The sequence below is a fragment of the Actinomadura flavalba DSM 45200 genome, from assembly GCF_000374305.1.
GTDB classification, from domain to species: domain Bacteria; phylum Actinomycetota; class Actinomycetes; order Streptosporangiales; family Streptosporangiaceae; genus Spirillospora; species Spirillospora flavalba.
In genome coordinates this window covers 364,422-387,980 of record NZ_KB894093.1, presented here as the reverse complement: position 1 = coordinate 387,980, position 23,559 = coordinate 364,422, and the positions used below count along the sequence as shown (strand labels likewise).

The window sequence follows — 23,559 nt, the reverse complement described above, 5'->3', positions numbered from 1 at the left end:
TCGGTGGCCGTACCGCGCTGTTAGGAGTAGCCCGAAATGGACACCACCCTCCGCCGCCTCGCCGTCACGGGAGCCCTGGCGGTGACCCCGGCGCTCGGCCTGGCCGTGCCCGCCTCCGCCGACGGGGTGGACCTCGAAGCCGTCACCGAGTCCATCATCGAGAGCGGCTACTACGTCGACTCCCGCGCCAAGTACTTCAAGAGCGACAAGGCGCAGGAACTGCTGCGCAGCGCGCAGGGCCGCGCCGTGCCGGTCTTCGTCGCCGTCGTCCCGGCCGGGAACCGGCCCGAGGCGCTGCTGGCGGCGCTGCCCGGCAAACTGGAGCGCAAGGGCACCTACGCCGTGCTGGCGGGCGACCAGTTGCGCGTGGCGTCCGACACCGAGCCCGCCGCCAAGGTGAAGGCCGTCTACGCCAAGGCCGTCAAGGCGTACCCGGCGCGCCCGGACGCGGCGCTGGTCTCGTTCGTCCGCGGCATGCCGGTCTCCAAGTACGCGCCCCCGGCGCCGGGCAAGCCCGGCAACGACGGCCGTCCCGCGCCCGAGCAGTCGGTGCCGCTGGAACGTACCCTGGCCGGATCGCAGCCGACGGCCCCCGCCGCGGGCTCGGCGGAGGCGCGCAAGGCGGAGGCGGGCGGCGTGCCCGTGCTGCCCCTGGCCGCCGGCGGCGTCGCCGTGCTGGCGGCCGCCGGCGGCGGGCTGCTGCTGTGGCGCCGCAAGCGCACGCCCGCCGCGCCCACGCCGGACGCCTAGGGCCGCATCACCAGCAGGAGATGGCGCTCGCCGACCCCCGCCGTCAGCACCGGGCGCAGCGGGGCGCCGTGCGCCATCACCAGCGTGCCCGGGCGGTTGCGGGGCTGCCGGTTGCCCGAGGCGAGCTGGCCCCGCCCGCCCGCGCCCCACGTCATCGGTGACCCGTCGCTGAGGACCGCGACGCCGTACGCCTCGCCCGCGAACACCTGCTGGACGTTGCGCAGCAGCGGGCCGTGCCCGGAGACGATCGGCACCGGGATCGTGCGGAGCTTCGCCGAGCCGTCACCGAGCTGCCCGGCGGAGTTGTTGCCCCACGCGACGGCCGAGCCGTCCTTGAGCAGCGCGTAGTTGTGCTTCTCGGCGGCGCTGATCGACGCGACGCCGCCGAGCTGGCCGTTGCCGCCGACGCCGGTGACGACGTCGGGCACGGGCCGGTCCCTGCGGGTGCCGTCACCGAGCTGCCCCAGGTCGTTGCGGCCCCACGCCGCGAGCCGCCCGTCGCGCAGCACGGCCAGGCCGTGCTGGCCGCCCATCGCGATGCGGGTGACGCCGGTGAGGGCGCCCTCGCCCTCCAGGCCCTTGACCGGCCCCGGCAGCGCGCGCGGGCGCCGGGTGCCGTCACCGAGCATGCCGAAGGTGTTGGCGCCCCACGACAGGACCCGGCCGGACCGGGTCAGCGCCAGCTCGGTGCGGCCGTCGGCGGCGATGGCCGTGATGCCGCGCAGCGGCCCCCGGCGGTCGGCCGCGCGGACGGTCGTCGGGATCAGCGGAGCCGCGCGGGTGCCGGTGCCGCGCTGCCCGGCGTCGCCCTTCCCGAACGTGACGACGGTGCCGTCCGAGCGCAGGGCCATGGAGAAGTCGCTGTTGGCGCTGACGGCGACGACGCCCGTCAGCGCGCCGGGCCTGCCGTCCGCCGCGCGGACCTTGACCGGCGTCGGCCGGTCGACGGTGGTGCCGTCGCCGAGCTGCCCGTGGTCGTTGGCGCCCCAGGCGACGACGGTGCCGCCCTCCAGGACGGCCAGCGAGTGCCGGCCGCCGCCCGCGACCGCGCGGACCCCGGTCAGGCGGTCGCTGCGGCGGGTGGTGACCGGCGCGAGCGACGGGTCCAGCTCGGCGACCTCGCGGCCGAGCTGCCCGTCGCTGTTCATGCCGCTGGTCCAGACGACGCCGGCCTGCTCCGCGGCCGTCCCCTCGGGGGGACCGGCCGGCGGAGCGGGCGCGGCGGAGGTGGCGGGTTCGTTCGTGCACGCCGCTACCGCGAGGGCCAGAGCGAGCCCGAGCAGTGCGGGGGAGCCGCGGCGTGCGGTCATGCCGTTCTGACGCAGGCGAACAGGTGGCGCCGGTAGTTGTCCTCGTAGGGCGGGCGGGCGTCGTCGTCCGGGCCGAGATCGACGATCTCGTCGAACGTGGTGTTCTCCTCCAAGAAGCGCCGCACGCGCTCGGGGTTCCAGCCGCGCAGCGACTCGGCGAACCACGCCTCGTTGTCCTGCCCGGTGTCGAAGAACAGGACGCGGCCGGTCGCGCGGTCGAGCTGCCGGATCAGCTCTTCGGCGCCGACGTCGGCGCGGCCGAGCACGAAGTGGTGCAGCAGGCTGAAGCAGGACACGACGTCCCACGTGCCCGGCTCGTGCCCGCGCAGGAACTCCACGGCGTCGCCGGTGGCGATGGCGCCCTCCGGGAGCCCGTAGACGGCGCGGCCGAGCGGGACGGCGAGCGGGTCGCGCTCGATGCCCTGCGCGGCGAACCCGGCCTCGGCCATCCGCGCGACGAACCAGCCGTAGCAGCTCGCCACGTCGAGGTAGCGGCCGGTCACGCCGCGCTCGGCGAGGAACGCGGTCATCTTGTCGAGCCGGTCGGTGCACTGCCGGACGGTCGTCCAGCCGTCCCGCAGCTCGGGGGCGTCGATCGGCTGGTACAGCTCGTGGGTGCCGTCCAGCCAGCTCATGCGCAGCAGGAGGTCCTGGAGGGGCGTGGTGACCGGCAGCCACTTGGCGACGACGTGGGCGCCGGTGGCGCCGCTCATCGCGGCGATGGCGAGGCGGTGGTGGCCGTCGAGGATCTGGTAGTGGTCCGAGCCGCGCACGGGCGCGACGAGCACCGGGTCCTGCGCGCCGCTCTGCTGCGGGCGCGGGCCGTCCTGCGGGAGGTCCTCGCCGCGGTAGCGGGCGATGAAGTGCCGGGCCGCCGCGACGACGCCGGTCTCGTCGGTGCCGCCGAAGTAGTTCCCGCCCGCCTTGACGCAGCGCAGGCCGAGCTGCCCGTAGCCGCTGTCCAGGATGTCGGTGTCGGTCAGCTCGCCGCGCTCGTCCGCGAGGCGCAGCAGGCCGACGTGCGGGCCGTCCAGGAACGGGGTGGACGGCCACAGCAGGTCGTCGGTGCGTTCCGCGAACTCGCGGGCGGTCCAGCCGCCCTGCGCGCCGACGAGGAGCTTGTCGAGCCGGACCGGCACCCGCCACGGACGGCGCAGCACCGCGGTCGAGACGGCGACGCGCGCGGCGGGCGGGATCGGCAGGGACCGGCCCGCGTCGACGAGACGGCCGTACACCGGCCCGCTCGGCGCGAGCCCGCTCTTGCGCAGCACGGCGCGCGACTTGCGCCGCACCTGGTCAATTCCCGGGGACATGGACGCTCCTCGCAGGTTCTTCGTCGGGCACGGCCGCGACGGACGATGTGCCGCGGCCTCGCCGGCCCGGCAGAAGGGTGGCGAACGCGGTGAGATTCAACCGCTCACGGCCGCCCCAGAGTAGGGCAAAGTACAACAGCGCGCCGGGGATCAGCCCGCACAGCAGCGCCACGACGCCGTCCCCGGCGACGAGCCGCACGGCCAGCGGCACCGCGCCGAACGACAGCAGCGCCGCGCCCGCCGCCCACGCCAGCCCCGAACTCGCCGGGCTCATGCCGAGGATGCGGCGGACCTGCACGAGCGCGAGCCCCGTCCGCACCAGCAGCCCGGCGGCGCGCGCCAGCGCGGCGCCCGCGATGCCGAACACCGGGATCAGCGCCACGTTCAGCGCGAGGTTCACGGCCAGGGCGGCGCTCTGGTTGGCCAGGCTGAGCCCGCTGCGACCGGCCATCAGGAGCATGACGTCGCGGGCGCCGGTGGCCGTCGCGACGAGCATCGCCAGCGCCAGCACGACGGTCACGACCTCGCCCGACCCGGCGTAGCCGGACCCGAACGACGCCACGTAGACGGGGGCGCCGACCGCGATGGCCAGGTGCACCGGCCAGCACAGCGCGAGGTTCCACGCCGCCGACACCGCGAAGATCTTCTGCGCGCCCGCGCGGTCGGACAGCGCCATCAACCGGCTCACCGCGGGCTGCATGACGTTCTGCACGGCCTGCGTGGCGAGCTGGCTGATCACGATGAACCGCGTCGCGGCCGTGTAGATCGCGGCCTCGCGCGGCGAGGCGAGCGCGGCGACGAGCACGATGTCGACGCGCTGGAAGGCGGTCTGGCAGACCTGCGCCACCGAGCGCGGCGCGGTGAACCGCCAGAAGTCCCCCGCGAGCGGACGCGCCGCTTCCCCGGCCGGTGTCGCGGCGAGCCTGCGGCGGCTGATCCGCCGGTACCAGACGGCCGCGACGAGCAGGCACGGCAGGTACGGGGCGACCCAGGCCAGCGCGAGCGCCGCCGGATGGTCGGACACCAGCGCCGCCACCACCACGAACACGACCTGGAGACCCTGCCGGAGGATCTTGTCGACGAGCACCGTCGGACGCATCGACCCGTACCCGCGCGTCGCGGCCAGCAGCACGTCGTGCGCGGCGGCCAGCGGCAGGAACAGCGCCAGCACGCGGACCATCTCGGCGACCTGGCCGGGCGCGCCCGACCCGATGCGCGCCGCCGTCCACGACGCGGTCAGCGCCAGGACGGCGCCCGCGAGCGCCGCCGTCACCACGACCGGCACGAGCGCGACCGGGACGGTGCGGCGCGCGGACGTCCCCTCGCCGAGCGCCAGGTGCCGGGGCAGCCAGCGCAGCAGCCCCGCGTCGGTGCCGAGCCCGGCGACGGCCGCCAGGATGAGGAACAGCGACGTCGCCGCGAAGAACGAGCCCGCCACCTGCTGCGAGTACAGGTGGGCGATCAGGAAGACGATCGCCAGGCCCTGCACCCCGGCGACACCGGCGCCGACGAGGTTGAGCGCCCCGCCGCGCGCCAGCTTGTTCAGGTTCGCGCCCCCGGCCGCCGCCGGGTCAGGACCCGCCACGTCGTCCGGCCCGCGAGGTGTGCTTGCCGTACCGGGGGACGATGTCGCCGTCGGAGGACGGCTCGGCGGGCCCCTCCAGCAGGGCGCCGACGTCCTCGTGGGTGCGGGCGGCGGGGGAGTCGCCGTCGTCGTCGGCGGGCTCGGCGCCGCCGGACTTGACGTCGCTGACCCGCAGCCGCCCGTCGCGCGCGCCGGACGCGACCGGGCGGTCGCCGGGCTCGGCCGGGGCCGGCTCCTCGTCGGGCTGGAACTTCGGCAGCGCCTGCGTGGTGAGCGTGGACGGCTCGGCGGGCTCCTCGTCGCCGCGCGGGCCCGGCCAGTAGTGCTCGTCCTCGGCGTCGGCGGGCTCGTCCTGGACGGGGGGACGCGGCCGGGCGGCGGCGGGACGCGGCGCGGCGTTGCGGCGGCGCTGGTCGCGCGGCTCCAGCAGGGCGCCGAGCACGGTCGCGCCCGCGCGCTCGGCCTCCACGTACGCCTGCCGCAGTTCCTGGCGGGTCGTCACGCCCTGGTCGACGACGAGGACGACGGCGTCGGCGAAGGTGCAGAGCGCCTGCGCGTCGGCGTCGTGCAGGCTCGGCGCGTTGACGATCAGGTATTCGCTGCGGCGGCGCAGCACCTTGACGGTCTCGCGCATCCGGGGCCCGGAGAAGCGGTGCGCGGCCTCGCGGGCGCGGGCGCCGCGCGGCAGCAGCCGGAGCTGGGAGTCGGTGTGGATGAGGAGCGTCGCGGGGTCGGTGCCGGACAGCAGCGTGTCCGACAGGCCCTTGCCGGGCCGGGCGCCGAACAGGCCGGTGGTGTCGGCGTCGTCGGTGGTGGCGTCGATCATGATGGTCTTGGCTCCGGCGAACGCCAGCGCGACGGCCAGGTTGGAGGCGGCCAGGCGGGAGCTGCCGCCCGGCGTCGCGCTCGACACCAGCAGCGCGACGGGCGTCTGCGGCGCGGTCGCGACGACGGCGGCGCGCAGCCTGCGGTACGCCTCGCCCGCGGCGCTGCGGGGCGCGGAGACGAGCGCGAGGGTGTCCTCGGTGGGACCGTCGGCGGGCACGGTGCTGAGGGCGCGGATGCCGAGGCCCTCGATCGTCTCGGCGTCGCGGATGCGCTGGTTCAGCCGCTCGCGCAGCAGCAGGATGAGGAACGCGAACAGGGCGCCGCCGAAGAGGCCGCCCGCGCCGTAGACCAGGACGCGCATCTGCCCGGGGCCGCTGGGGGCACCGGCGGGGGTGATGACCTGGCCGGGGCTGATCGGGGTGCTGCCGATGTCGTTGGACTGCTCGTCGATGACGCCGAGCTGGTTGGTGTAGGCGGTGATGCGCTGGCCGAGGTAGGCGCGCTGGGAGCCGGACGACGCGGCCAGGTCGCGGTTGGCCTGGCGCAGCTCGCGCTCGACCCGGATCGCCTGCTGCTTGAGCTTGGCGAGGCGTCCGTCGACGACGGCCTGGGCGCGCTGCCGCCGGTACTCCAGGTAGGCGTCGGCGTAGGACTGGGCGCCCGCGCGGGCGGCGGCGGAGTCCGCGGCGGTGCAGGTGAGGTTGAGGACCTGCGTGTTGGGCGGCACCGAGACCTCGATGTCGTCCGGCAGCTCCTGCTTGGCCCGCTGCGTGGCGATCTTGCGGACCGTGTCGGTGCTGACGAGCTGCGCCTCGGTCTCCAGGTTGATCAGGTCGTCGCCGCGCCCCTGCGGGGAGTAGGGGTTGCCCTCCAGCGGGCTCACCAGGACGGTCGCGGTGGCCTTGAACGGCTGCGGGAGCAGGAGGCCGGCGGCGGCGCCGAGGGCGCCGCCGGCCACGGCCAGCACGATCAGCAGGACGAGGTAGCGCCGCAGAAGCGCCAGGAAGCGCCCCTGTGGCTCGGCCGTCTGGTCAGCACTCACGACGTGTCCCCTCAGCGATCGATGACGTGCTTGCCGCATCGTTGGCCTTGACTGTATCCGCGCTTTGCGGTGTGAGCGTTTCCTTCATGTCAACCTTGTTCGGGAACCGGAACGGGCTCGGCCGACGCGCCGGGCGGTCAACCGGACGCCTGCGCGGTCAGGACGATGCCGCGCGCGGGGGTGGCGGCCTGGTCGAGGGCGAGGACGCCGCGGGCGACGTCCCGGTCCAGCGCGCTGCCGCGCTCCACGACCACGATCGTGAGGTCGCTGGCCACGGCGGCGCTGGTGGTGTCGGCGGCGGTGAGGTCGGGGGTGGTGATGACGACGATGCGCGACTCGCGGGCCGCGCGCGCGATGCCGCGGGCGAGCTGGCGGTCGTCGTCGCTGCGGATGAACCGTACCTGGAACGCGCGGGCGGGTACGTCGCCCGTCGTGGACGTCTCGGGCGGCGCGCTGCCGTCGTGGACGCGCAGCACGGTCGTCGGGGAGCCGCCCTCCGCGCACAGTTGCGCCAGCTCGTAGGCGATGGCGGTGCCCGCGCGGGCCGGGACGCCGGTCACCAGGACGCGGTCGGCCTCGGCGTCGAACACCAGGTTGCGCAGGCGGCGGCAGACCTCGCGGTGCCCGCCGTCGTAGGCGGGCGACTCCACCATGATCGGCAGCCGGCTGTGCAGCCGGACGTCGGCGGGGCGCCGGATGCGGCGCGGCCGGGCGGCCAGCACGAGCACCCAGCCGAGCCAGCCGAGCAGGCCGAGCCCGGCGCCGGAGGCGAGCGCGACGTCGAAGCCGAGGTCGTCGCGGGACGCGGGCCGCTGCGCGCCGCGCAGCACCTCGCCGGGCTGCACGGCCTTGCTGTCCAGCCCGGAGATCTGCTTCTCCACCGCCTGGATGCGCTTCATGAGGGCCTGGCGGCGGGTGCGGGCCGTGAGCCGGGTGAGCTGGCTGTCGTCGCCGGGCAGCGCTTCGAGCTGCTTGTTCAGCAGGGAGACGTTCCGCTGCAACGACTCGCGGTTGCGCTGCTGGACCGAACCCATGATCTGCTGCCGCAGGTTCAGGTACGCCTCGGCGACGGCCTCCGCGCCGGACACGGCGATCTCGGCGGACGGCGCCCGCACCTGGATCGTCAGCACGTGCGTGTTCGCCGGGACCGTGAGCATGATGCGCTCGCGGAGCCGTTCGCGCGGCATCTGGAAGCCGGGGAACGTCGCGAGCCGCCGCATCACCTCGTCCGACCACACGAGCTGCGCCTCGGTGTCCATCGTGGTGTCGCGCGGGGTGCGCGACCCGGCCGTCAGGCCGCGCCCGGCGCCGAAACCGGGGTGCAGCGTGACCGGCGGGGCCAGCACCGCGACGGACGCGGTGTACGTCGGCGGAGTGAGGACGATCTTCGCGACGCCGCATCCCACGCCGAGGACGAGCGCGATCACCAGCGCCGTCAGATGCCGCCGCACCGCGCCCGGGTACCGGGTGAGCGGCACCGAGTCGGGCGCGAGCGGCGGCTCGGCCTGCACGCTGGACGGGCCGAGCGGCTTCCTGCTCATCGCCGCCAGGCCGGTTCCGCGCCGAGCAGCTCGGCCAGCGCGTCGTCGTGCGGGGCGTAGTGGTCGCGCAGCCGCGTCAGCAGGCGGTCCGGCAGCGGCGAGCCGGGCCGCGCGTTGTGCCGCTCGAACGACGCCGGGCGCCAGGCGGGCAGCCCGAGGAAGTCCAGGATGCGGTCGTAGCAGGGCTCGGGGTCGCCGAAGAAGTCCTCGGCGTACAGGACGAGCACCCGGTCCCGGCCGAACAGGCCGAACAGCCGCTCGATCTGCTCGGCGTACTGGCCCCGGTCCAGGTAGGAGTGGTGCCGGTGGGCGTGGCTGAGGTAGCCGGGGTCGGCGCGCAGCCGCTCGACCTCCCCGGCGAGCCGTTCGGGTTCCAGGTCGAGGGCCCGCTCGAACGGCTCGGTCTCGAAGCCCCGCGCCAGCTCGTGCTTGTGCGCCGAGTACGCCCGCTCGACGGGGTCGCGCAGCAGCGCGATCAGCTTGACGCCGGGCAGGTCGCGGGCGATCCGCTCGGCGGCGCACGGGTGGTGCATGTAGTACCCGGCGGACTCGAAGGCCAGCGGGCGCGCCCCGGCGGCGCGCCGCTCGGCGAGCGCCCGCACCGGGAAGTGCCCCCGGTACCAGGAGAGCCCGCGCGGGTAGTTGACGTCGAAGTAGTGGACGCCCTTGTGGAGGTTCGGCCCGGTCACGGACGGGTGCGCGGCCAGCGCGCGGAACAGCGAGGTCGTCCCGCCGCGCTGGGTGCCGACCATGAGGAAGTCGGGCAGCATCCGCGCCCCGGCGGTGAGGCGCCCGCCGGTGCGGGTCGCGGCGCGGCCCGCGTCCTTGACCCACTGCGGGGCGTCGCTGCGTGAGATCACGGGTTCCTCCGGAGGTCGGCGTGCAGCAGGTCGAGCAGCCGGGCGGTGTCCGCGCGCAGCGGCCCGCCGATCGGCTCCTGCGCGGCCAGCAGGTAGCGGCGGCAGAGTTCCAGCAGGTACAGCCGGACGGTCGCGGCGGCGTCGGCGCCGGTGAGGCCGAGCGGGGCGAGCGCGGCGTCGGCGCCGTCCGGCCAGGTCGCGTAGGCGGGGCCGGTGGCGGTGCGCATCGCCTCCTGGAGGCGGTAGTGCAGCAGGTCGAACCCGGCGGGGACGTCGCGGGCGAACCGCTCCCAGTCCCAGACGCGCAGGACGCCCCGGTGCCACGCCATGTTCCACGGCGTCCAGTCGCCGTGCCAGGCGCCGAACTCCAGCTCGGCGCCGCCGTGGGCGGCGCCCAGGCCGTCGACGACGGCGGTGAACCGCTCCCGCTGGGCGGCGTCGCGGACGTCGGCGGGCGCGGCGGTCATCGCCTTCCAGAAGCGCGAGTCGCGCAGCGCGGCGCGCTCGGTGCCGCCGGTCTCGAACAGCGCGCGCATCCCGGCGACGGGGGCGCGGTCGCGCGGCCTGCGGCCCCGCGCGCTCGTCGGCAGCGGCTCCAGGACGAGCAGGTCGTGGCCCTGCCACGGCCCGTGGTGCAGCAGCGCGGGCACGTGCAGTCCCGCCGGCGGGTGCTCGGCGAGGTAGCGCAGGGCGGCGGCCTCGCCGGAGGTGAGGTCGCGGGCGGTCCCGGTGTCGCCGACCTTCACGAACGCCAGCGGTTCGCCGCGCGGCGACAGTGCGTGCAGGACGGGCTTGCGGTTGGCGCGGGCGCTGCCGAGCCCGATGCTGACGACCACGGGGCGGCCGAGGATCTCGGCGAGCCGGTCCTCGATCGAGGCGTCCCCGCCGGTGATCGCGAGCCGGTCGCGGAGCGTCCGTTCGGGCAGGCCGGTGCGCACGGCCGCCGCCGTCAGCGCGCGGGTGGCGCGCTGCTTGACGCCGAGGTCGTGGCTGTAGCGGCGCAGGGACGCCGCGGCGACGGCGGGCAGCCCGGCCGGGACGAGCAGCCGGGGATGCTCGGCGTCCGGCAGGAACGCCAGCTCGCGGCGGGCTCCGGCGGCGGCGCCGGGGCCGACGGCGGTGACGGTCGCGCCGGGCCACAGGCTCCGCACGGCGTCGGTCCACGCCTCCCGTACCGGCTCTGCGGCGGTCATCAGCGCCTCCAGCCGAGGGTCAGCATGTGCAGCCGCGCGGGACCGCCGATCTCGTCCCGCTTGGCGCGCCACATCAGCGCCACCGCGATCATCACCGTGTACAGGGGGACCTCCACCAGGTCGTAGGTGATCAGGAACAGTCCGCAGGAGATGAGGACGCTGCACCCGGCCAGCGAGTAGGCGCCGCGGTCCTTCCAGTGCGCGGCGAACCGGCGCAGGAAGAAGGCGCAGAACAGGATCGTCCCGACGATGCCGTTGGCGAAGATCAGCAGCCAGAGGTGGCCCTGGGTGCCGAGCGGCGGGGAGCCGCACGCCTTGCAGCCCGGCTTGTTCCCGCCGCCGACCTGCCCGAGGTCGCCCTGCACGTCGCGGGTCGTGCCGAACCCGACGAGCGGTGACCCCGCCAGGGCGCTGCGCGTGGTCTCCTCGGCGAGCAGCGTGCGGCGGTTGTTGCTGTGCGGGTTGTCCAGGCGGTCCTGGACGAGGCCGGGCAGCGGCGACAGCGCGATGAGGACGGCGCCCGCGGCGAGCGCGACCGTCGCCCGGGCGATGACGCGGGGACCGCCGACCTGCGCGAGCTTGACGACGCCGAAGACGAGCATGCCGCCCAGCGCCACCCACAGCATCCGGTTGAGGGAGTACACGACCGGCCACAGGGAGGCGACGAGCACCAGGATCGCGAAGACGCGCCGCGTCCGCTTGGCGCGGACGATCCAGGTGAGGACGAAGTAGGGGAGGAAGAACGCGTACGCCGACCCCCACGTGTTGGCGTAGGCGAACGGGGCCATCGGCCGGGACTGCTCGAAGCCGAGGATCGTGGAGATCTCGGCGGTCTTCGGATGGATGATGTCGCGGATGAAGCCGATCTGGCGGACCCCGCCGGGCAGCAGCATCTCCATCAGCGAGGTGAGCTGGATGCCGGGGAAGAAGGAGCCGAGCAGGCCGCCGAACGTCGTCACGACGAACATCCAGCCGAGCAGCCGCCCGATCCTGCCGGAGGGCAGTTCGCGTTCGCTCAGGTTGCCGATGTAGAGCAGCACGATGGTGAAGGCGCTGTACCAGGCGAACCGCCAGCCCCACACCAGGTAGCGGCTGGCCCCGCCGCCGGGGACGGCGCCGGGAGCGTCGGCGAAGAGGGTCAGCAGGCCGAGCACGACCCAGGCGAGGAAGACGAGCCAGACGCCGAAGCCGCTGGGGGCGACGAGCCGTCCGCGCCGCCGCCAGAGCGTGAGCCCCATCGGGACGGCGGTGAGGACGAGCATGATGTTGGCGAGGCCGAGGAGCCACCAGACGGGGAAGCCGCCCAGCGCGACGGTGAGCGGCCAGCCCGGGCGCAGCCGCCAGGGGAGGAGCCGTGGCGACTCGGCGAGCGGCGCCCCGCCCGCGATCGCTCGCATCCCGGTCAATCCCGCTCCGTTCCGTGGCCGCGTGGTCCGTTCCGGCCGTCTTTACCCGTGGACGTGCCGGGGTCCGGGGTGGATGGCACGTGGTGGCGTCCGCATGCGGTCAGGCCCGCCCGTCCGCGTCCGGAACGGTCCCGCAACCCCGGCGCGGTGGCTGTTTCCGGTGCGTAAGAGTACCTTGCGCACCCCGGCGACGGGTCCTTGATCAGCGGCTTCGGTGTGACATGGGTGCCCAAAAGGTGCTATTTAGCAGGGAAGCCAAAACATTTCAGCACATCCAGCTCAGCCGAAGGACGCGCCCCCGTTACGCTGTCCCGGCGCCGAGGCACTTGGAGTGCAGTTGGCGCTTCTTTTACTTCTACTTTGCCCGGAGGGGCTGCATGGGGAGACGCAGGCTCGGAGCCCTCGTCGCGGGAGCGGCGCTGGTGCTCGGAACGGTGACGGGCATCGCCGTCACCGGCCCCGCGACCGCGGAACAGCGCGGATCGGACTACGCCCACGGGAAGGTCGTCAACGCCGACCCGGTGGACTACACGCCGCACGCGCAGGACGGCGACATCAAGTCGCTCGTCAAGCTCAACGGCAAGATCTACGCCGGCGGCTCGTTCACCAAGGTGAAGGAGCAGGGCGGCGGCAAGCCCGTCCTCACCCGTAACCGGCTGTTCGCCTTCGACGCCGAGACCGGCGCCATCGACCCGACGTTCGCCCCGGACGTCGACAAGAACGAAGTCAGCGTCGTGCTGCCCGCCCCCGACGGCCAGTCCCTGTACGTCGGCGGCAACTTCGGCTACATCAACGGCGTCCGCACCTTCGTGCTGGCCCGCATCGACGCCCAGACCGGCGCCCCCATCACCTCCTTCCAGCCCCAGTTCGACGCCCGCGTCCGTGACCTGCGCTTCGCGGGCGGACGGCTCTACGTCGCTGGAACGTTCTCCACGGTCGGCGGCCAGCCCCGCCAGGGAATCGCGACGATCGACCCGCAGACCGGCGCCCGCGACGACTTCCTGAACATCAACCTCGCGGGCACGCAGACCGGCACCGGCGTCACGCAGGTCTACAAGATGGACGTGACCCCCGACGGCTCCAAGCTCGTCGGCGTCGGCAACTTCAGCTCGGCGTTCGGCGTGACCCGGCGCCAGATCGTCATGCTCGACCTGACCGGCGCCTCGGCGACGCTGGCGAACTGGGACACCAACCGGTACGCCGACCAGTGCTCGCAGTCGTTCGACACCTACATGCGCGACATCGACTTCTCGCCCGACGGGTCGTTCTTCGTCGTGACCACCACCGGTGCGTACGGCGCCCCGCCCAAGCTGTGCGACACCCACGCGCGCTGGGAGACGGCCGCCACCGGCGCCGGGCAGCAGCCGACCTGGATCAACACCACCGGCGGCGACACCAGCTACGCCGTCGAGATCACCGACACCGTCGTGTACGCGGGCGGCCACTTCCGCTGGGCGAACAACCCGTTCGCCGCCGACAACCCCGGCCAGGGCGCCGTCTCGCGTCGCGGCATCGTGGCGCTCGACCCCGTGAACGGCATCCCGTACTCCTGGAATCCCGGCCGCACCCTCGGCGTCGGCGTCTTCGACCTCCTCGCCACCAGCGAGGGCCTGTGGATGGGCAGCGACACCGACGAGGCCGGCGGCGAGTGGCACCAGAAGCTCGCGATGTTCCCGCTCGCGGGCGGCACCACCGTCCCGCGCAACGACACCGGCGCGCTGCCCGGCAACGTCTACTCCGGCGGCGGCATCGCCACGCTGTTCGCGCAGAACTACCTGCGCCACCGCTCGTTCAACGGCAGCACCACGGGCGGTGAGGTGACCGACGGCACCGCCGGGTTCGACTGGCGGACGGTGCGCGGCTCGTTCATGGTCAACGGCGAGCTGTTCTACGGCCACTCCGACAACAAGTTCTACCGCCGCACCTTCAACGGCACGACGCTCGGCGCGGCCACCGCGATCGACGCCGCCGACCAGCTCACCAACATGAGTAGCTGGCACAACTCGGTGCCGAACATCAAGGGCATGTTCTACGCCAACGGCCGCATCTACTACACGCGCGGCCAGTCGTCGCTGTACTACCGGGGCTTCACGCCGGAGAGCAACATCGTCGGCGCCCAGGAGAACACGGCCACCGGCAACCTGCCCGGGATGAACTGGAACGCCGTGGGCGGCATGTTCGTCAACGACGGCAAGCTGTACTACGTCAACAACGACAACGGCCGCCTGTTCCGGGTGGACTTCTCCGCCGCCGGGGTGCCGAGCGGCACGCCCGTCCAGGTGAGCACCGCCGACTGGCGGGGCCGCGCCGTGTTCCTGTACGCGGGCGTCCCCAACCAGGACCCGCTCGCGTCGTTCACCACCAACTGCACCGAGCTGGAGTGCACGTTCAACGGGTCGGCCTCCGAGGACCCCGACGGCACCATCGCGTCGTACGCGTGGGACTTCGGCGACGGCGAGAACGGCACCGGCGCCACCGCGTCGCACACCTACGACGAGGCGGGCACCTACACCGTCAAGCTGACCGTGACCGACAACCAGGGCGGCACGGGCACCCGCACCCAGCAGGTGACCGTCACCGAGACCCAGACGGGCGTCTCCTTCCGGGGCGTCACCGGGGCCAACGGCAACGGGTCGAGCATCAGCGCGCAGATCCCGACCAGTGTCCAGCCCGGCGACGGCCTGCTGCTGATCACGACCTACAACAGCTCGGGCGCGGCGGTGACGACGCCGCCGGCCGGATGGACCGAGGTGGACACCCAGAACGCCGGAGCGGGCGTGACGTCCACGGTCTGGAAGCGCGTCGCGCAGGCGGGCGACGCGGGATCGGCGGCCGGGCTGACCTTCAGCGCCATCACCAAGGCCGACGTGCGCGTGCTCGCCTACCAGGGCACCCACGCCACGGACCCGATCGCTTCCGTCGCCAAGGCGACCGACGCGACGGCGGTCACCGCGCACGCGGCCCCCGCGGCGACGGTCCCGGCCGGTGGCGGCTGGGTCGTCTCCTACTGGGGCGACAAGTCGTCCAGCACGACGGCGTGGACGGCCCCGTCCGGCGTCGAGACCCGCGCGACGGGGATCGGCTCGGCGAGCGGTCGCATCACCACGCTCGTCGCGGACAGCGGCGGCGCCGCACCGGCGGGAGCGTACCCGGCCCGGACGGCGGAGACGGACGCGGCCAGCCGGGCGCTGATGTGGACGATCGTCCTGGCGCGCAAGCCCTGACACCGGACGGTCCCCGGCGGAGCGATCCGGCCGGGGACCGTACCGGGGTCCGGACACGATGAGGCCCCGGCGGGTTCGCCCGCCGGGGCCTCGCCATGTCCGGCTCAGACGACCTCGGGGGTGCGCCCGGCGGCGTTCCCGTCCGGCGTCCGGGCGCGGCCGTCCGGGCGGTCCAGCAGCGCCCGCGCGGCGAAGACGGTCACGACCAGCATCATGCCGCCGACGGCCCAGCCGCCCCACACGTCGGTCAGCCAGTGCTTGTTGAGGTACATCCGGGTGTATCCCTCGGCGAAGGCGAGGGTCACGATCAGCGCCCATCCGGCCGAGCGCAGCAGCCGCCCGGCGCGGGCGTAGGCCAGGACGAGGAACATGATCGTCCCGTAGATGGCCAGGATGCGCGCGCAGCCACCGGACGGATAGGTGCCTAGCGTGGTCGGCGGGTGGCCCCGGTCGACGATCTTCGCCAGCGCCGCCTGGCCGAACTTCTGCGTGAGGACCGTGCAGGAGATGAGCGCGGCGGGCACCCACGGCCGTTCACGGCGCAGCAGCGCGACCGCCGTGAGGACGACGATGGAGACGACCGCGACGACGCGGGTCTCGTCGATGTTGCCCATCTGCCCGACGGTGTTCATCACCGAGGCCCAGCCGGTGTCCTGAACGTCCTCGACATAACGGAAGGTCGGCCAGTCCACCGGGTCCTCGATGCGCTGGAGGAACTCGCCGAGAAGCAGGCCGACGGCAGTGATCGCGTAGATTCCCGCGCCGTAGAGCATGACAAAGGCCCCGATGGGACCGACATTGTCGAGAAGCTGCTCCCGTGCCGTCAGCAACCGCGCGGGCACGGGGCGTTCCGGCAGCCGCCGGGCGACGGCCAGGGAGGCGAGGAAGACCAGGGGCGTGCCGATCACGCCGAAGAGGATCGCTGCGAGCATTGCTGTACTTTAGCGCTCTCAACAGGCTATGCCCTACATTGCGTAAGATTGGCTGTTATGTGCGGCGTATGACGTTCGTCAATCCGTCGAAATGGTGGCAGAACGTGCCGATTTCCCGGCGTGAACCGGCCGCGAACGCGCGAAGGCTCCGGCGGTGGGACCGCCGGAGCCTTCGGACGACACGAGCCGGTCAGCAGGAGTCGCGCCACGCCTTCTGACCCGCCGGGTCCAGGAGGCGGAAGTCGCCCGTGGGCCAGTCGAGGTCGAAGTACGCCGACCACAGGGCGCCGTGCTTCTGGAGGTAGGCGTTGGACTCGCGCAGCCACCCGGCGCGCTGCCCGCCGCGGTCACCGGCGATCAGGTAGCTGCCGGTCTCGGCGATGCCGAACGGCAGACCCTCGTCGTTGCTGACCGCGATCACCTTGTCGAACATCACCGACGGGCTGTCGTAGCGGCCCTTGTGGTGCGACAGGTTGTACACGTCCCAGCCGAGGACCTGGACGACGTCCTTACCGGCGTAGTAGTCGCGCCAGTTGCGCCGCGACTCGGCGGTCAGACTCCAGCCCATGAGCACCAGCGTGGCCTTGAGCCGGGGGTTGTCGGCCCGGTCGGCCAGCGACCGCAGGCGACGCCACGCCGCCCGGTAGTCGGCGGCGGTGAACTCGCCCTTCGCGACGTTGTCCTCGGGCTCGTGGTAGTACACCCAGTACACGTCGCGGTCGCGCGGCGCGGTGGCGAACCACTTGGCCATCGCGGCGTCGTGCCTGCCCGCCAGGACGTCCTTCGGCGCGAACTTGAACGAGATGATCGGCGGGCGCTTGCCGAGGTCCGGCTTGCCCGGCCACGCCGGCGGCACGCCCCGGTAGAACAGCCGCACGGTCTCCAGCCCGCCGTAGTCGCTGTCGGCGCGCCGCAGCGCCGACTCGTACGACTCGCCGTTGCGCAGCTCCAGCGAGACGCCGCACATGGTCTTGCCGCCGGGCTTGGGCGGCGCGGACGGGCGCGGGCTCACGGACGGCGGCGCCGACGGGGACGTCGTGGGCCGCGGCGTCCGCGTGCGCGTCGGAGCGGGCCGGGGCGAGACGGGGGCCGCGGTCGCGACCGGCGCCTCCGGCTCCTCGGGCAGGGTGACCACCGGCGGCGTCGGCGGCGGCGTCGGCCGCGCGGGCGGACGGAACCGGAACCGGCCCCGGGTGTCCAGGATCAGCCGCGGGCCCTTGCGCCCGGACTCGCGCGCGTGCAGGGACGCCGCCGACCGGCTGCCGGGGTTGGTGATCGCGAACGCGTACCGGCCGGGGCCGTCGATGACCGACCCGACGTCGAAGACGACGCGGTCGCCCCGCGCGGTGACGGTCGCGACGACGCGGCCCTTCTCCGGCCGGTTCTGCCAGGAGGTCTCGCGCTCGTCCCAGCTCGTCGGCAGCGTCCGCAGCTCGATCTTCTCCGGCCGGTGCACGGCCTGCTCGAACGTCACGACGACGCGGGCGCCCCGGATGCGCGGCGCGCCCTCCGGCACGTCGAACGCGACGTACGCCTCGGTGTTCCACTCCGGCCAGACCGAGGCGGTGATCTTCCGGGCGTCCCCGTGGCCCTGCGTGGGGCGTTCCCGCACGACGTAGGTGTCGGCCACGGAGGTCAGGACCGTGGACCGTCCGCCGCCCGTCGTGCGCGCGTCGGCGTCGCGTCCGCCGTCGCTGAGGGCGACGGCGACGAGCGAGCCGCCGACGACGGCGGCGGAGCCGATCGCGACGGTGGGCAGGAGCCGTCCGCCGGTTCGGGGGCGCCTGCGCCGGTGCCGCATGGGCGGCACCGGCTGCGAATGGCGCGGGTCGGGTCGGTGATGGCCCGCTGGACGAGCGTCGCGGGCGTCACGAGGGTCGCGGTTCGGCACGGCCGCCCCTTCTGTGTCGCGCCGGGGGACGTGACCCCGGTGGGTTGGCGCGTCAGCCTAGACGTTTCCCTCTCGAAGGGATACTCAACTCACCAAGAACGGCATAGGCCACATCCGGCTCAACCAAGCGGGAACATCCCGATCCGGCCGTGGTACTCCTTGCCGAGCTGGTCGGTGTCGCTGCCGACGAGCAGCCCCTTCGGCGTCGCGACCAGGGCCTCCACGCCGTGCCCGAGCGTGCGGGTCGGGTTCCACGACAGCGCCTTGCCGGTCGCCGGGTCGATCGCCGCGATGCCGGGCCGCGACACCGCGCCCGGACCGGCGAAGTCGCGCCCGTACGGGTTGTTCAGCCAGCGCTGGTGGCCGCCGACGTACACCGCCGCGCCCGTCACCGACGTGGACAGCAGCGTGTCGCCGCCCGTCCAGTTCACCCAGGTCGGCTTCTGGCCCGAGCCGGTGCGCGCGGTCTCCCAGCGCGCGGCGGAGTCGCAGAGCTGCGAGGTGCCGTAGCCGCCGCCCGTCGTCACCACGACGAAGTACTTGCCGTCGGGGGAGAAGTCCATGCCGCGCATGTAGGTGTCGAACGCGTCGAGGTTGCAGGACGTCGCGTAGCGCTCGGTGGCCCAAGTGGACAGCTTCGCCGTGCCGCTGCCGGTGTCGATCATCGCGATCTGGTAGCGGCGCTTCTTGTTCACCTCGGTGAACGTGCCGTTGACGACGAGCTTGGTGTCCTTGGCGTCCACCGCCATCCGGTACACCTTCAGCGCGCCCTTGCGCGGCTTGGCGACCGTGAACGCGAACGACTTGTCCGCCGCGCCCGTGGTGGCGTTCAGCCGGGAGAGCCCGCTGCTGGCCGCGCCCCCGGCCAGCGTGAACGAGCCCCCGGCGTAGAGCCGGCTGCCGCGCAGCACGATCGTGTTGACGCGGTAGTTCACCGCGGGCTTGAACGCGGCGACGGGCGCGCCGCCCGCGACCTTGAGCCGGGTGAGGGTGCCGGTCTTCACCGATCCCACGTTCTTGAACGTCCCGCCCGCGTACACGGTGCCGTCCGCCCCCGCCTGGAGCGTGTGGACGACGCCGTCCACCTTCGGCACGAACCCCGTCTCGATCTTGCCGGTGGTGAGGTCGAACGCGAACAGGTTGTGCCGGTTGAGCACCGGCTTGCTCTTCCCGGCCTCGCGGACCTGCTCGAAGGTGCCGCCGACGACGACCTTCGTGCCGACCACCGCGAGCGCCCGGACCGTGCCGTCCAGCACGTGCGGCGTCGTGTCGGCCGGGTTCGTCGAGACGATCTTGGAGTGCGCGAGGTCGGCGGCGGCGCCGTTCGCCGGCAGGAGGACGGTGAGGGCGGCGAGCGACGTCGCCGTGACGGACGCGAGGGCGGTGCGCGCGAGGGGGGACATGGGACGGCTCCGGAGACGGCCGGGTAACGGGGACGTCCCCTGCCTACCACAGGATCGAATCTCGGTCAGGACTTCCCGGGGAAGCGGTGCGCGACCGAGATCGGCGCGGGCGGTCAGCCGTCCGCGGGCTGCTTGCCGTGCCGGAGCCGGTGCAGGACGACCCGCGCCAGGTAGGAGCCCAGCTCGACGGTGTAGCGGCGCCACAGGCGGCGGGGCTCGCGGGCCAGCCGGTACAGGAACCCGACGCGCAGCCGCAGCACCCACGCCGGGTAGTACTCCCGGCGTTCGGCGAGATGCTCGAAGTAGGCGCCGCAGGTGAAGATCACGGGGGCGTCGATGCGGTCGCGGTGGGCGGCGACGAACTCCTGCTGGAGCGGGGTGCCGAGGCCCACGTGCAGGATGTCGGGGGCGGCGGCGTTGATCTCCTTGACGAGCCGTTCGGCGGTGTCGCCGGGGATGCGGCCGTCCCGCGCCCAGTGCCCGTGCTGCGTGCCCGCGACGGTGAGGCCGGGATACCAGCGCGTGAGGTTGGCGGCGGCCTCGTCGGCGACGCCGGGGGCGTTGCCGAACAGGTACACCGACCAGCCCTCGGCGGCGGGCTGCCCGAACAGGTCGTCGGTGAGGTCGTCGTTGGCCATCCGGCCCGGCACCGGCCGCCCGAACAGCCGGGCGGCGAGCACGACGCCCCAGCCGTCGGGCAGGTTCAGGTCGAAGCCGTTCATGAGCGCCTGGAGCCCGGCGTCGCGCCGCGCCCGGCGCACGTAGTCGGGGTTGGCGAACGTCACCGTGAGCTTGCGGCGCTCGGTGACGGCGCGTTCGACGCGGTCGCGCAGCGCGGCGGCGTCCAGGCGGCTGACGCGGACGCCGAGGACGTCCACGGTGGGGTGCGGCCAGCGCTGGGGGGTCGGGGTGCTCAATGCTCTCCTCGCGGCGGCGTTCTCGGGGGATCACACCGGGCAGCAGCGTATCCGGCGCGGGGCGGCCGGTGGCGGGTCAGCGAAGTTCGGCGGGCTCCGGCACGGGTGTCTCCGCGCGGGACCGGCGGTGGCGGCGGATGACGGTCCAGGTTCCGGCGATGGCGGCGATCGTGAGCATCGTCCAGGCGAGGGGGGTGACGCCCAGGCCGAGCATCTTCAGGGCCGAGGCGATGAGGACGAAGACCAGGGCGCGGCGGATGAGGTCGGCGGGGGCGACCGACGAGATCCGCGAGCCGAGGTAGACGCCGGGGATGGAGCCGACGAGGAGGGCGGCGGTGACCTCCAGCCGGAAGTCGCCGAAGAGCAGGTGGCCGAGGGCGGCGGCCATGACGAGCGGGACCGCCTGGAGCAGGTCGGTGCCGACGAGGTGGTTGGCGCGCAGCGTCGGGTAGAGGGCCAGCAGCGCGACGATGATCAGCGAGCCGGAGCCGACCGAGGTGATGCCGACGACCAGCCCGCCGACCGCGCCGACGGCGACCGTCGCGACGGGCCGGATCGTGACCGGCCGGGGCGGCCCGGTGTCGTCGGCCCCGGCCCGGCGCGCCTGGACGCCGCGCAGCACGAGCCCGAGCGCCGCGAGCAGCAGCGCGACGCCCATCGCCACCGAGATGAAGTGCTGCACGGCGTCCCCGTCGCCCATCGCGCGGGCGACCAGGACGCCGCCGAACGCGGCGGGCACCGACCCGGCGCACAGCCAGCCGACCAGGCGCAGGTCGATCGTGCCGCGCCGGTAGTGCACGGCGCTGCCGACCGGCTTCATGACGGCGGCGGCGACGAGGTCGCTGGACACGGCGGCGAGCGGGCTCACGCCGAAGAACGTGACGAGCATCGGCGTCATGAGCGCGCCGCCGCCCATGCCGGTGAGCCCGACGACGATGGCGACCAGGAACGAGCCGAGCGCCAGGGTCGGATCGAAGTCCATCGGCATGGCCTATCGGTTGAGTGGAGAATGCCGAGGCCAGGGTAGGGGACGCCGCCGGGTGCGCCGCCGCCGGGGTTTCAGTCGCCGGTGATGTAGCCGCCCTCGACGAGGAGGGTGAGGACGCGGTCGACGGCCTCGTCGGTGGAGAGTTCGGTGGTGTCGAGGGTGAGGGCGGCGTCGTCCGGGGTCTCGTAGGGGTCGGAGATGCCGGTGAACTCGGGGATCTGCCCGGCGCGGGCCTTGGCGTACAGGCCCTTGCGGTCGCGGCGCTCGCACTCCTCCAGCGGCGTCGCGACGTGGACGAGCAGGAAGTCCCCGACGGCCTCGACCATCGCGCGGACCTCCGCGCGGGTCGCCGCGTACGGGGCGATCGGGGCGCAGACGGCGACGCCGCCGTGCCGGGTGACCTCGGCGGCGACGTAGCCGATGCGGCGGATGTTCAGCTCGCGGTCGGCCTTGGAGAACGTCAGGCCCGCCGACAGCATCCGGCGGACGACGTCGCCGTCGAGCAGCGTCACGTTGCGTCCCTGGCGTTCCACCAGGGCGTCGGTCAGGCCGCGCGCGACCGTGGACTTGCCCGAACCGGACAGGCCGGTGAAGAACACCGTGAACCCGCGCGACAGCTTGGGCGGCCGGGCGACGGCGAGTTCGGTGGCGACGGCGGGCGGGGTGAACCAGTCCGGGACGGGCTCGCCCCGGTCGAGCAGTTCACCGAGCCGTTCGGCGGTCAGTTCGGCCTGGACGTGGTCGGGGTCGATGCGGGCGACGGGCCGCCACACCTCGACGTCGGCGTCGTAGCCCCACGGCTCGGGGACGACGACGGGGATCGCGGTGCCCTCGGCGCCGCCGTCGGCGAGCAGGTGCGAGGCGCCGTAGGCGGCGGCGACGTGCGAGCGGAGCAGCAGGTCGCGTTCGGCGGTGACGGTGCCGTCGGCGTCGCGGACGGGCAGCGGCACCGGCACGATCTGGGCGCCTTCGGGCAGTTCGCGGCGGACGGCGAGCAGCGCGCGCACCAGGGCCTCGTCGTGCCGTCCGCCGAGCAGCGGCAGCACCAGGACCCGCGCGGAGAGCTGTTCGGCGACCTGGCGGAGCTGGCCGAGCCGCTTGCGGTGCAGCGGCTCGCGGGTGGCGACGGCCAGCACGTTGCCGTCGCCGTCGAACGTGACCTCGTCGGGGCGGCGGCGCAGCCGGTGGAACGGTCCGTGCGCGGGGGCGCGGAGCGCCTGCACCGGCCCGGCGAGCCGGTGCCCGCCGCTCGTCGGCTCGCGCCAGGACTCGGTGACGGTGAGGACGCCGAGCGGGACGCCCTCGGGGTCCTGGAGGACGACCTTCTCGGCGCCGGTCAGCTCGGCGGGGACGGTCAGCGTGACCGGGACCGGCCACGGCGTGCCGTCGGCCAGCCGCCCGCCCGCGATGACCATCGCGGTGTCGAACGAGCCGAGGAAACCGGGCAGCGGGGCGTAGACCCCCGCCAGCAGCAGTTCCAGGTCGGCCAGCTCGACCGGGTCCGGGGCCCAGGTGGGCAGGTCGCGCAGCACTTCGTCCAGGCCGGCTTCGGCGGTCACCGCGGTCTCCGATCCCGCCCGGCGCGGGCCGGTGCGGATGATCCAGGTCATCAGGGGGTTCGCTGAGAAAAATACCGACCCGGCGCCGCGCACCGCACCTCCGGGACGTCAGATGACACGGGCGAACCGGTTCTCGGGCTTGCGGATGATGAGCGCGACGTCGCTGTGGGCGGCGCTGAAGCGGTTGCGGGACGCGGCGGCCAGGGTGCGGCACAGCGCCCGCGTGACCGGCGACACGGCGCTCTGCGCGTCGTGCGACAGGTGCTCCTCGGCGATCACGAGGCCCCGCATGACGCAGTACCACTGCATGCCGCGCCGCGAGGCGACCCGGTCGTAGTGGCTCGCGGGCGGCGGGGCGGCGGCGTCGACGGGCGAGCGCAGCGGCAGCGTCCGGTCGAGCACGCCGTAGGCGCTGTCGCGGTCGCGCAGCCGCAGGAGCAGCAGCCCGCCCGGTTTGAGCGCCGCGACGAACCGGTCCAGCACGAGTTCGGCGTGCGGGACGCGTTCGACGAGGTAGGGCGCGTGCACGATGTCGTAGGCGCGCGGCGGCATCGGCACGGTCCGCAGGTCGCCCAGGTGCCGGGCACCGAGGTCGTCGCGGGACCGGGCGTGCTCGCGCAGCCCGGGGACGTCGAGTTCGACGCCGGTCACGCGGTGGTCGAGGTCACCGAGGTCGAGCCCGGGGCCCCAGCCGCACCCCGCCTCCAGGACGTGGATGGGATACAGGGGCCGCTCGGCGGCATACCGCCGTGCCCGCTCGGAGAACATCTCCCCGGCCGGTGAGGTGCGCAGGTCCGTCACAACCTCGCAGCGTAAT

The 23,559-nt window shown here is 74.0% G+C and carries 17 protein-coding genes; 2 read left to right on the top strand and 15 right to left on the bottom strand.

The features are described from left to right. The first annotated feature begins 36 nt into the window (after positions 1-36). A complete protein-coding gene (locus C229_RS0101755) occupies positions 37-750 on the top strand; it encodes a hypothetical protein (protein WP_018653356.1) in 714 nt (237 codons plus the stop codon). Here the strand turns inward: C229_RS0101755 and C229_RS0101750 are convergent. From C229_RS0101750 to C229_RS0101715, 8 genes are all read right to left on the bottom strand, one after another. After that, entirely contained in the window at positions 747-2,060 is a 1,314-nt protein-coding gene (locus C229_RS0101750; protein ID WP_018653355.1) for an RCC1 domain-containing protein, read from the bottom strand. The two genes, C229_RS0101755 and C229_RS0101750, sit on opposite strands and share 4 nt — an antisense overlap. Further along, positions 2,057-3,373 carry a ParB N-terminal domain-containing protein gene (locus C229_RS0101745; protein WP_033423889.1) on the bottom strand — a complete coding sequence of 439 codons (1,317 nt, stop codon included), beginning with the start codon at positions 3,371-3,373 and terminating at the stop codon, positions 2,057-2,059. Before C229_RS0101745 ends, C229_RS0101750 begins: the two co-directional genes overlap by 4 nt. After that, positions 3,357-4,958 carry a polysaccharide biosynthesis C-terminal domain-containing protein gene (locus C229_RS0101740; RefSeq protein ID WP_018653353.1) on the bottom strand — a complete coding sequence of 534 codons (1,602 nt, stop codon included), beginning with the start codon at positions 4,956-4,958 and terminating at the stop codon, positions 3,357-3,359. Before C229_RS0101740 ends, C229_RS0101745 begins: the two co-directional genes overlap by 17 nt. Next, complete coding sequence (locus C229_RS0101735; RefSeq protein WP_018653352.1) at positions 4,945-6,828, bottom strand: polysaccharide biosynthesis tyrosine autokinase; 1,884 nt, start codon at positions 6,826-6,828, stop codon at positions 4,945-4,947. The genes C229_RS0101740 and C229_RS0101735 overlap by 14 nt, the downstream gene beginning before the upstream one ends. Positions 6,829-6,965: 137 nt before the next feature. Then, entirely contained in the window at positions 6,966-8,369 is a 1,404-nt protein-coding gene (locus C229_RS0101730; protein ID WP_155884544.1) for a YveK family protein, read from the bottom strand. Beyond that, positions 8,366-9,229, bottom strand: coding sequence for a sulfotransferase domain-containing protein (locus tag C229_RS0101725; protein WP_018653350.1), 864 nt, complete (start codon positions 9,227-9,229; stop codon positions 8,366-8,368). The genes C229_RS0101730 and C229_RS0101725 overlap by 4 nt, the downstream gene beginning before the upstream one ends. Next, on the bottom strand, positions 9,226-10,422 hold the full coding sequence (locus C229_RS0101720) for a protein kinase family protein (protein ID WP_018653349.1): 1,197 nt from the start codon (positions 10,420-10,422) through the stop codon (positions 9,226-9,228). The genes C229_RS0101725 and C229_RS0101720 overlap by 4 nt, the downstream gene beginning before the upstream one ends. Then, on the bottom strand, positions 10,422-11,819 hold the full coding sequence (locus C229_RS0101715; protein WP_018653348.1) for a hypothetical protein: 1,398 nt from the start codon (positions 11,817-11,819) through the stop codon (positions 10,422-10,424). The genes C229_RS0101720 and C229_RS0101715 overlap by 1 nt, the downstream gene beginning before the upstream one ends. A 386-nt stretch (positions 11,820-12,205) precedes the next feature. Here C229_RS0101715 and C229_RS0101710 point away from each other — a divergent pair, with 386 nt between their 5' ends. After that, positions 12,206-15,052, top strand: coding sequence for a PKD domain-containing protein (locus C229_RS0101710; RefSeq protein WP_051108842.1), 2,847 nt, complete (start codon positions 12,206-12,208; stop codon positions 15,050-15,052). Positions 15,053-15,156: 104 nt separating this feature from the next. Here C229_RS0101710 and C229_RS0101705 read toward each other — a convergent pair whose 3' ends face one another. From C229_RS0101705 to C229_RS0101675, 7 genes are all read right to left on the bottom strand, one after another. Beyond that, the gene (locus tag C229_RS0101705) at positions 15,157-15,984 is read right to left on the bottom strand and encodes a phosphatase PAP2 family protein (protein WP_018653346.1); all 828 of its coding nucleotides are present in this window, start codon (positions 15,982-15,984) and stop codon (positions 15,157-15,159) included. A 190-nt stretch (positions 15,985-16,174) separates the two neighbouring features. Next, positions 16,175-17,785, bottom strand: a complete 1,611-nt coding sequence (locus C229_RS32485) for a CBM96 family carbohydrate-binding protein (protein ID WP_026313366.1) — start codon at positions 17,783-17,785, stop codon at positions 16,175-16,177. A 209-nt stretch (positions 17,786-17,994) separates the two neighbouring features. Then, complete coding sequence (locus tag C229_RS0101695; RefSeq protein ID WP_018653345.1) at positions 17,995-19,278, bottom strand: hypothetical protein; 1,284 nt, start codon at positions 19,276-19,278, stop codon at positions 17,995-17,997. Between the two features lie 113 nt (positions 19,279-19,391). After that, on the bottom strand, positions 19,392-20,195 hold the full coding sequence (locus C229_RS0101690; protein WP_018653344.1) for a WecB/TagA/CpsF family glycosyltransferase: 804 nt from the start codon (positions 20,193-20,195) through the stop codon (positions 19,392-19,394). 76 nt (positions 20,196-20,271) lie between these two features. Next, a complete protein-coding gene (locus C229_RS0101685) occupies positions 20,272-21,177 on the bottom strand; it encodes a sulfite exporter TauE/SafE family protein (RefSeq protein ID WP_033424009.1) in 906 nt (301 codons plus the stop codon). Between the two features lie 77 nt (positions 21,178-21,254). Next, entirely contained in the window at positions 21,255-22,793 is a 1,539-nt protein-coding gene (gene cysC, locus C229_RS0101680) for an adenylyl-sulfate kinase (protein ID WP_018653342.1), read from the bottom strand. 57 nt (positions 22,794-22,850) lie between these two features. Beyond that, positions 22,851-23,543, bottom strand: a complete 693-nt coding sequence (locus C229_RS0101675) for a class I SAM-dependent methyltransferase (RefSeq protein ID WP_018653341.1) — start codon at positions 23,541-23,543, stop codon at positions 22,851-22,853. Positions 23,544-23,559 lie beyond the last annotated feature (16 nt).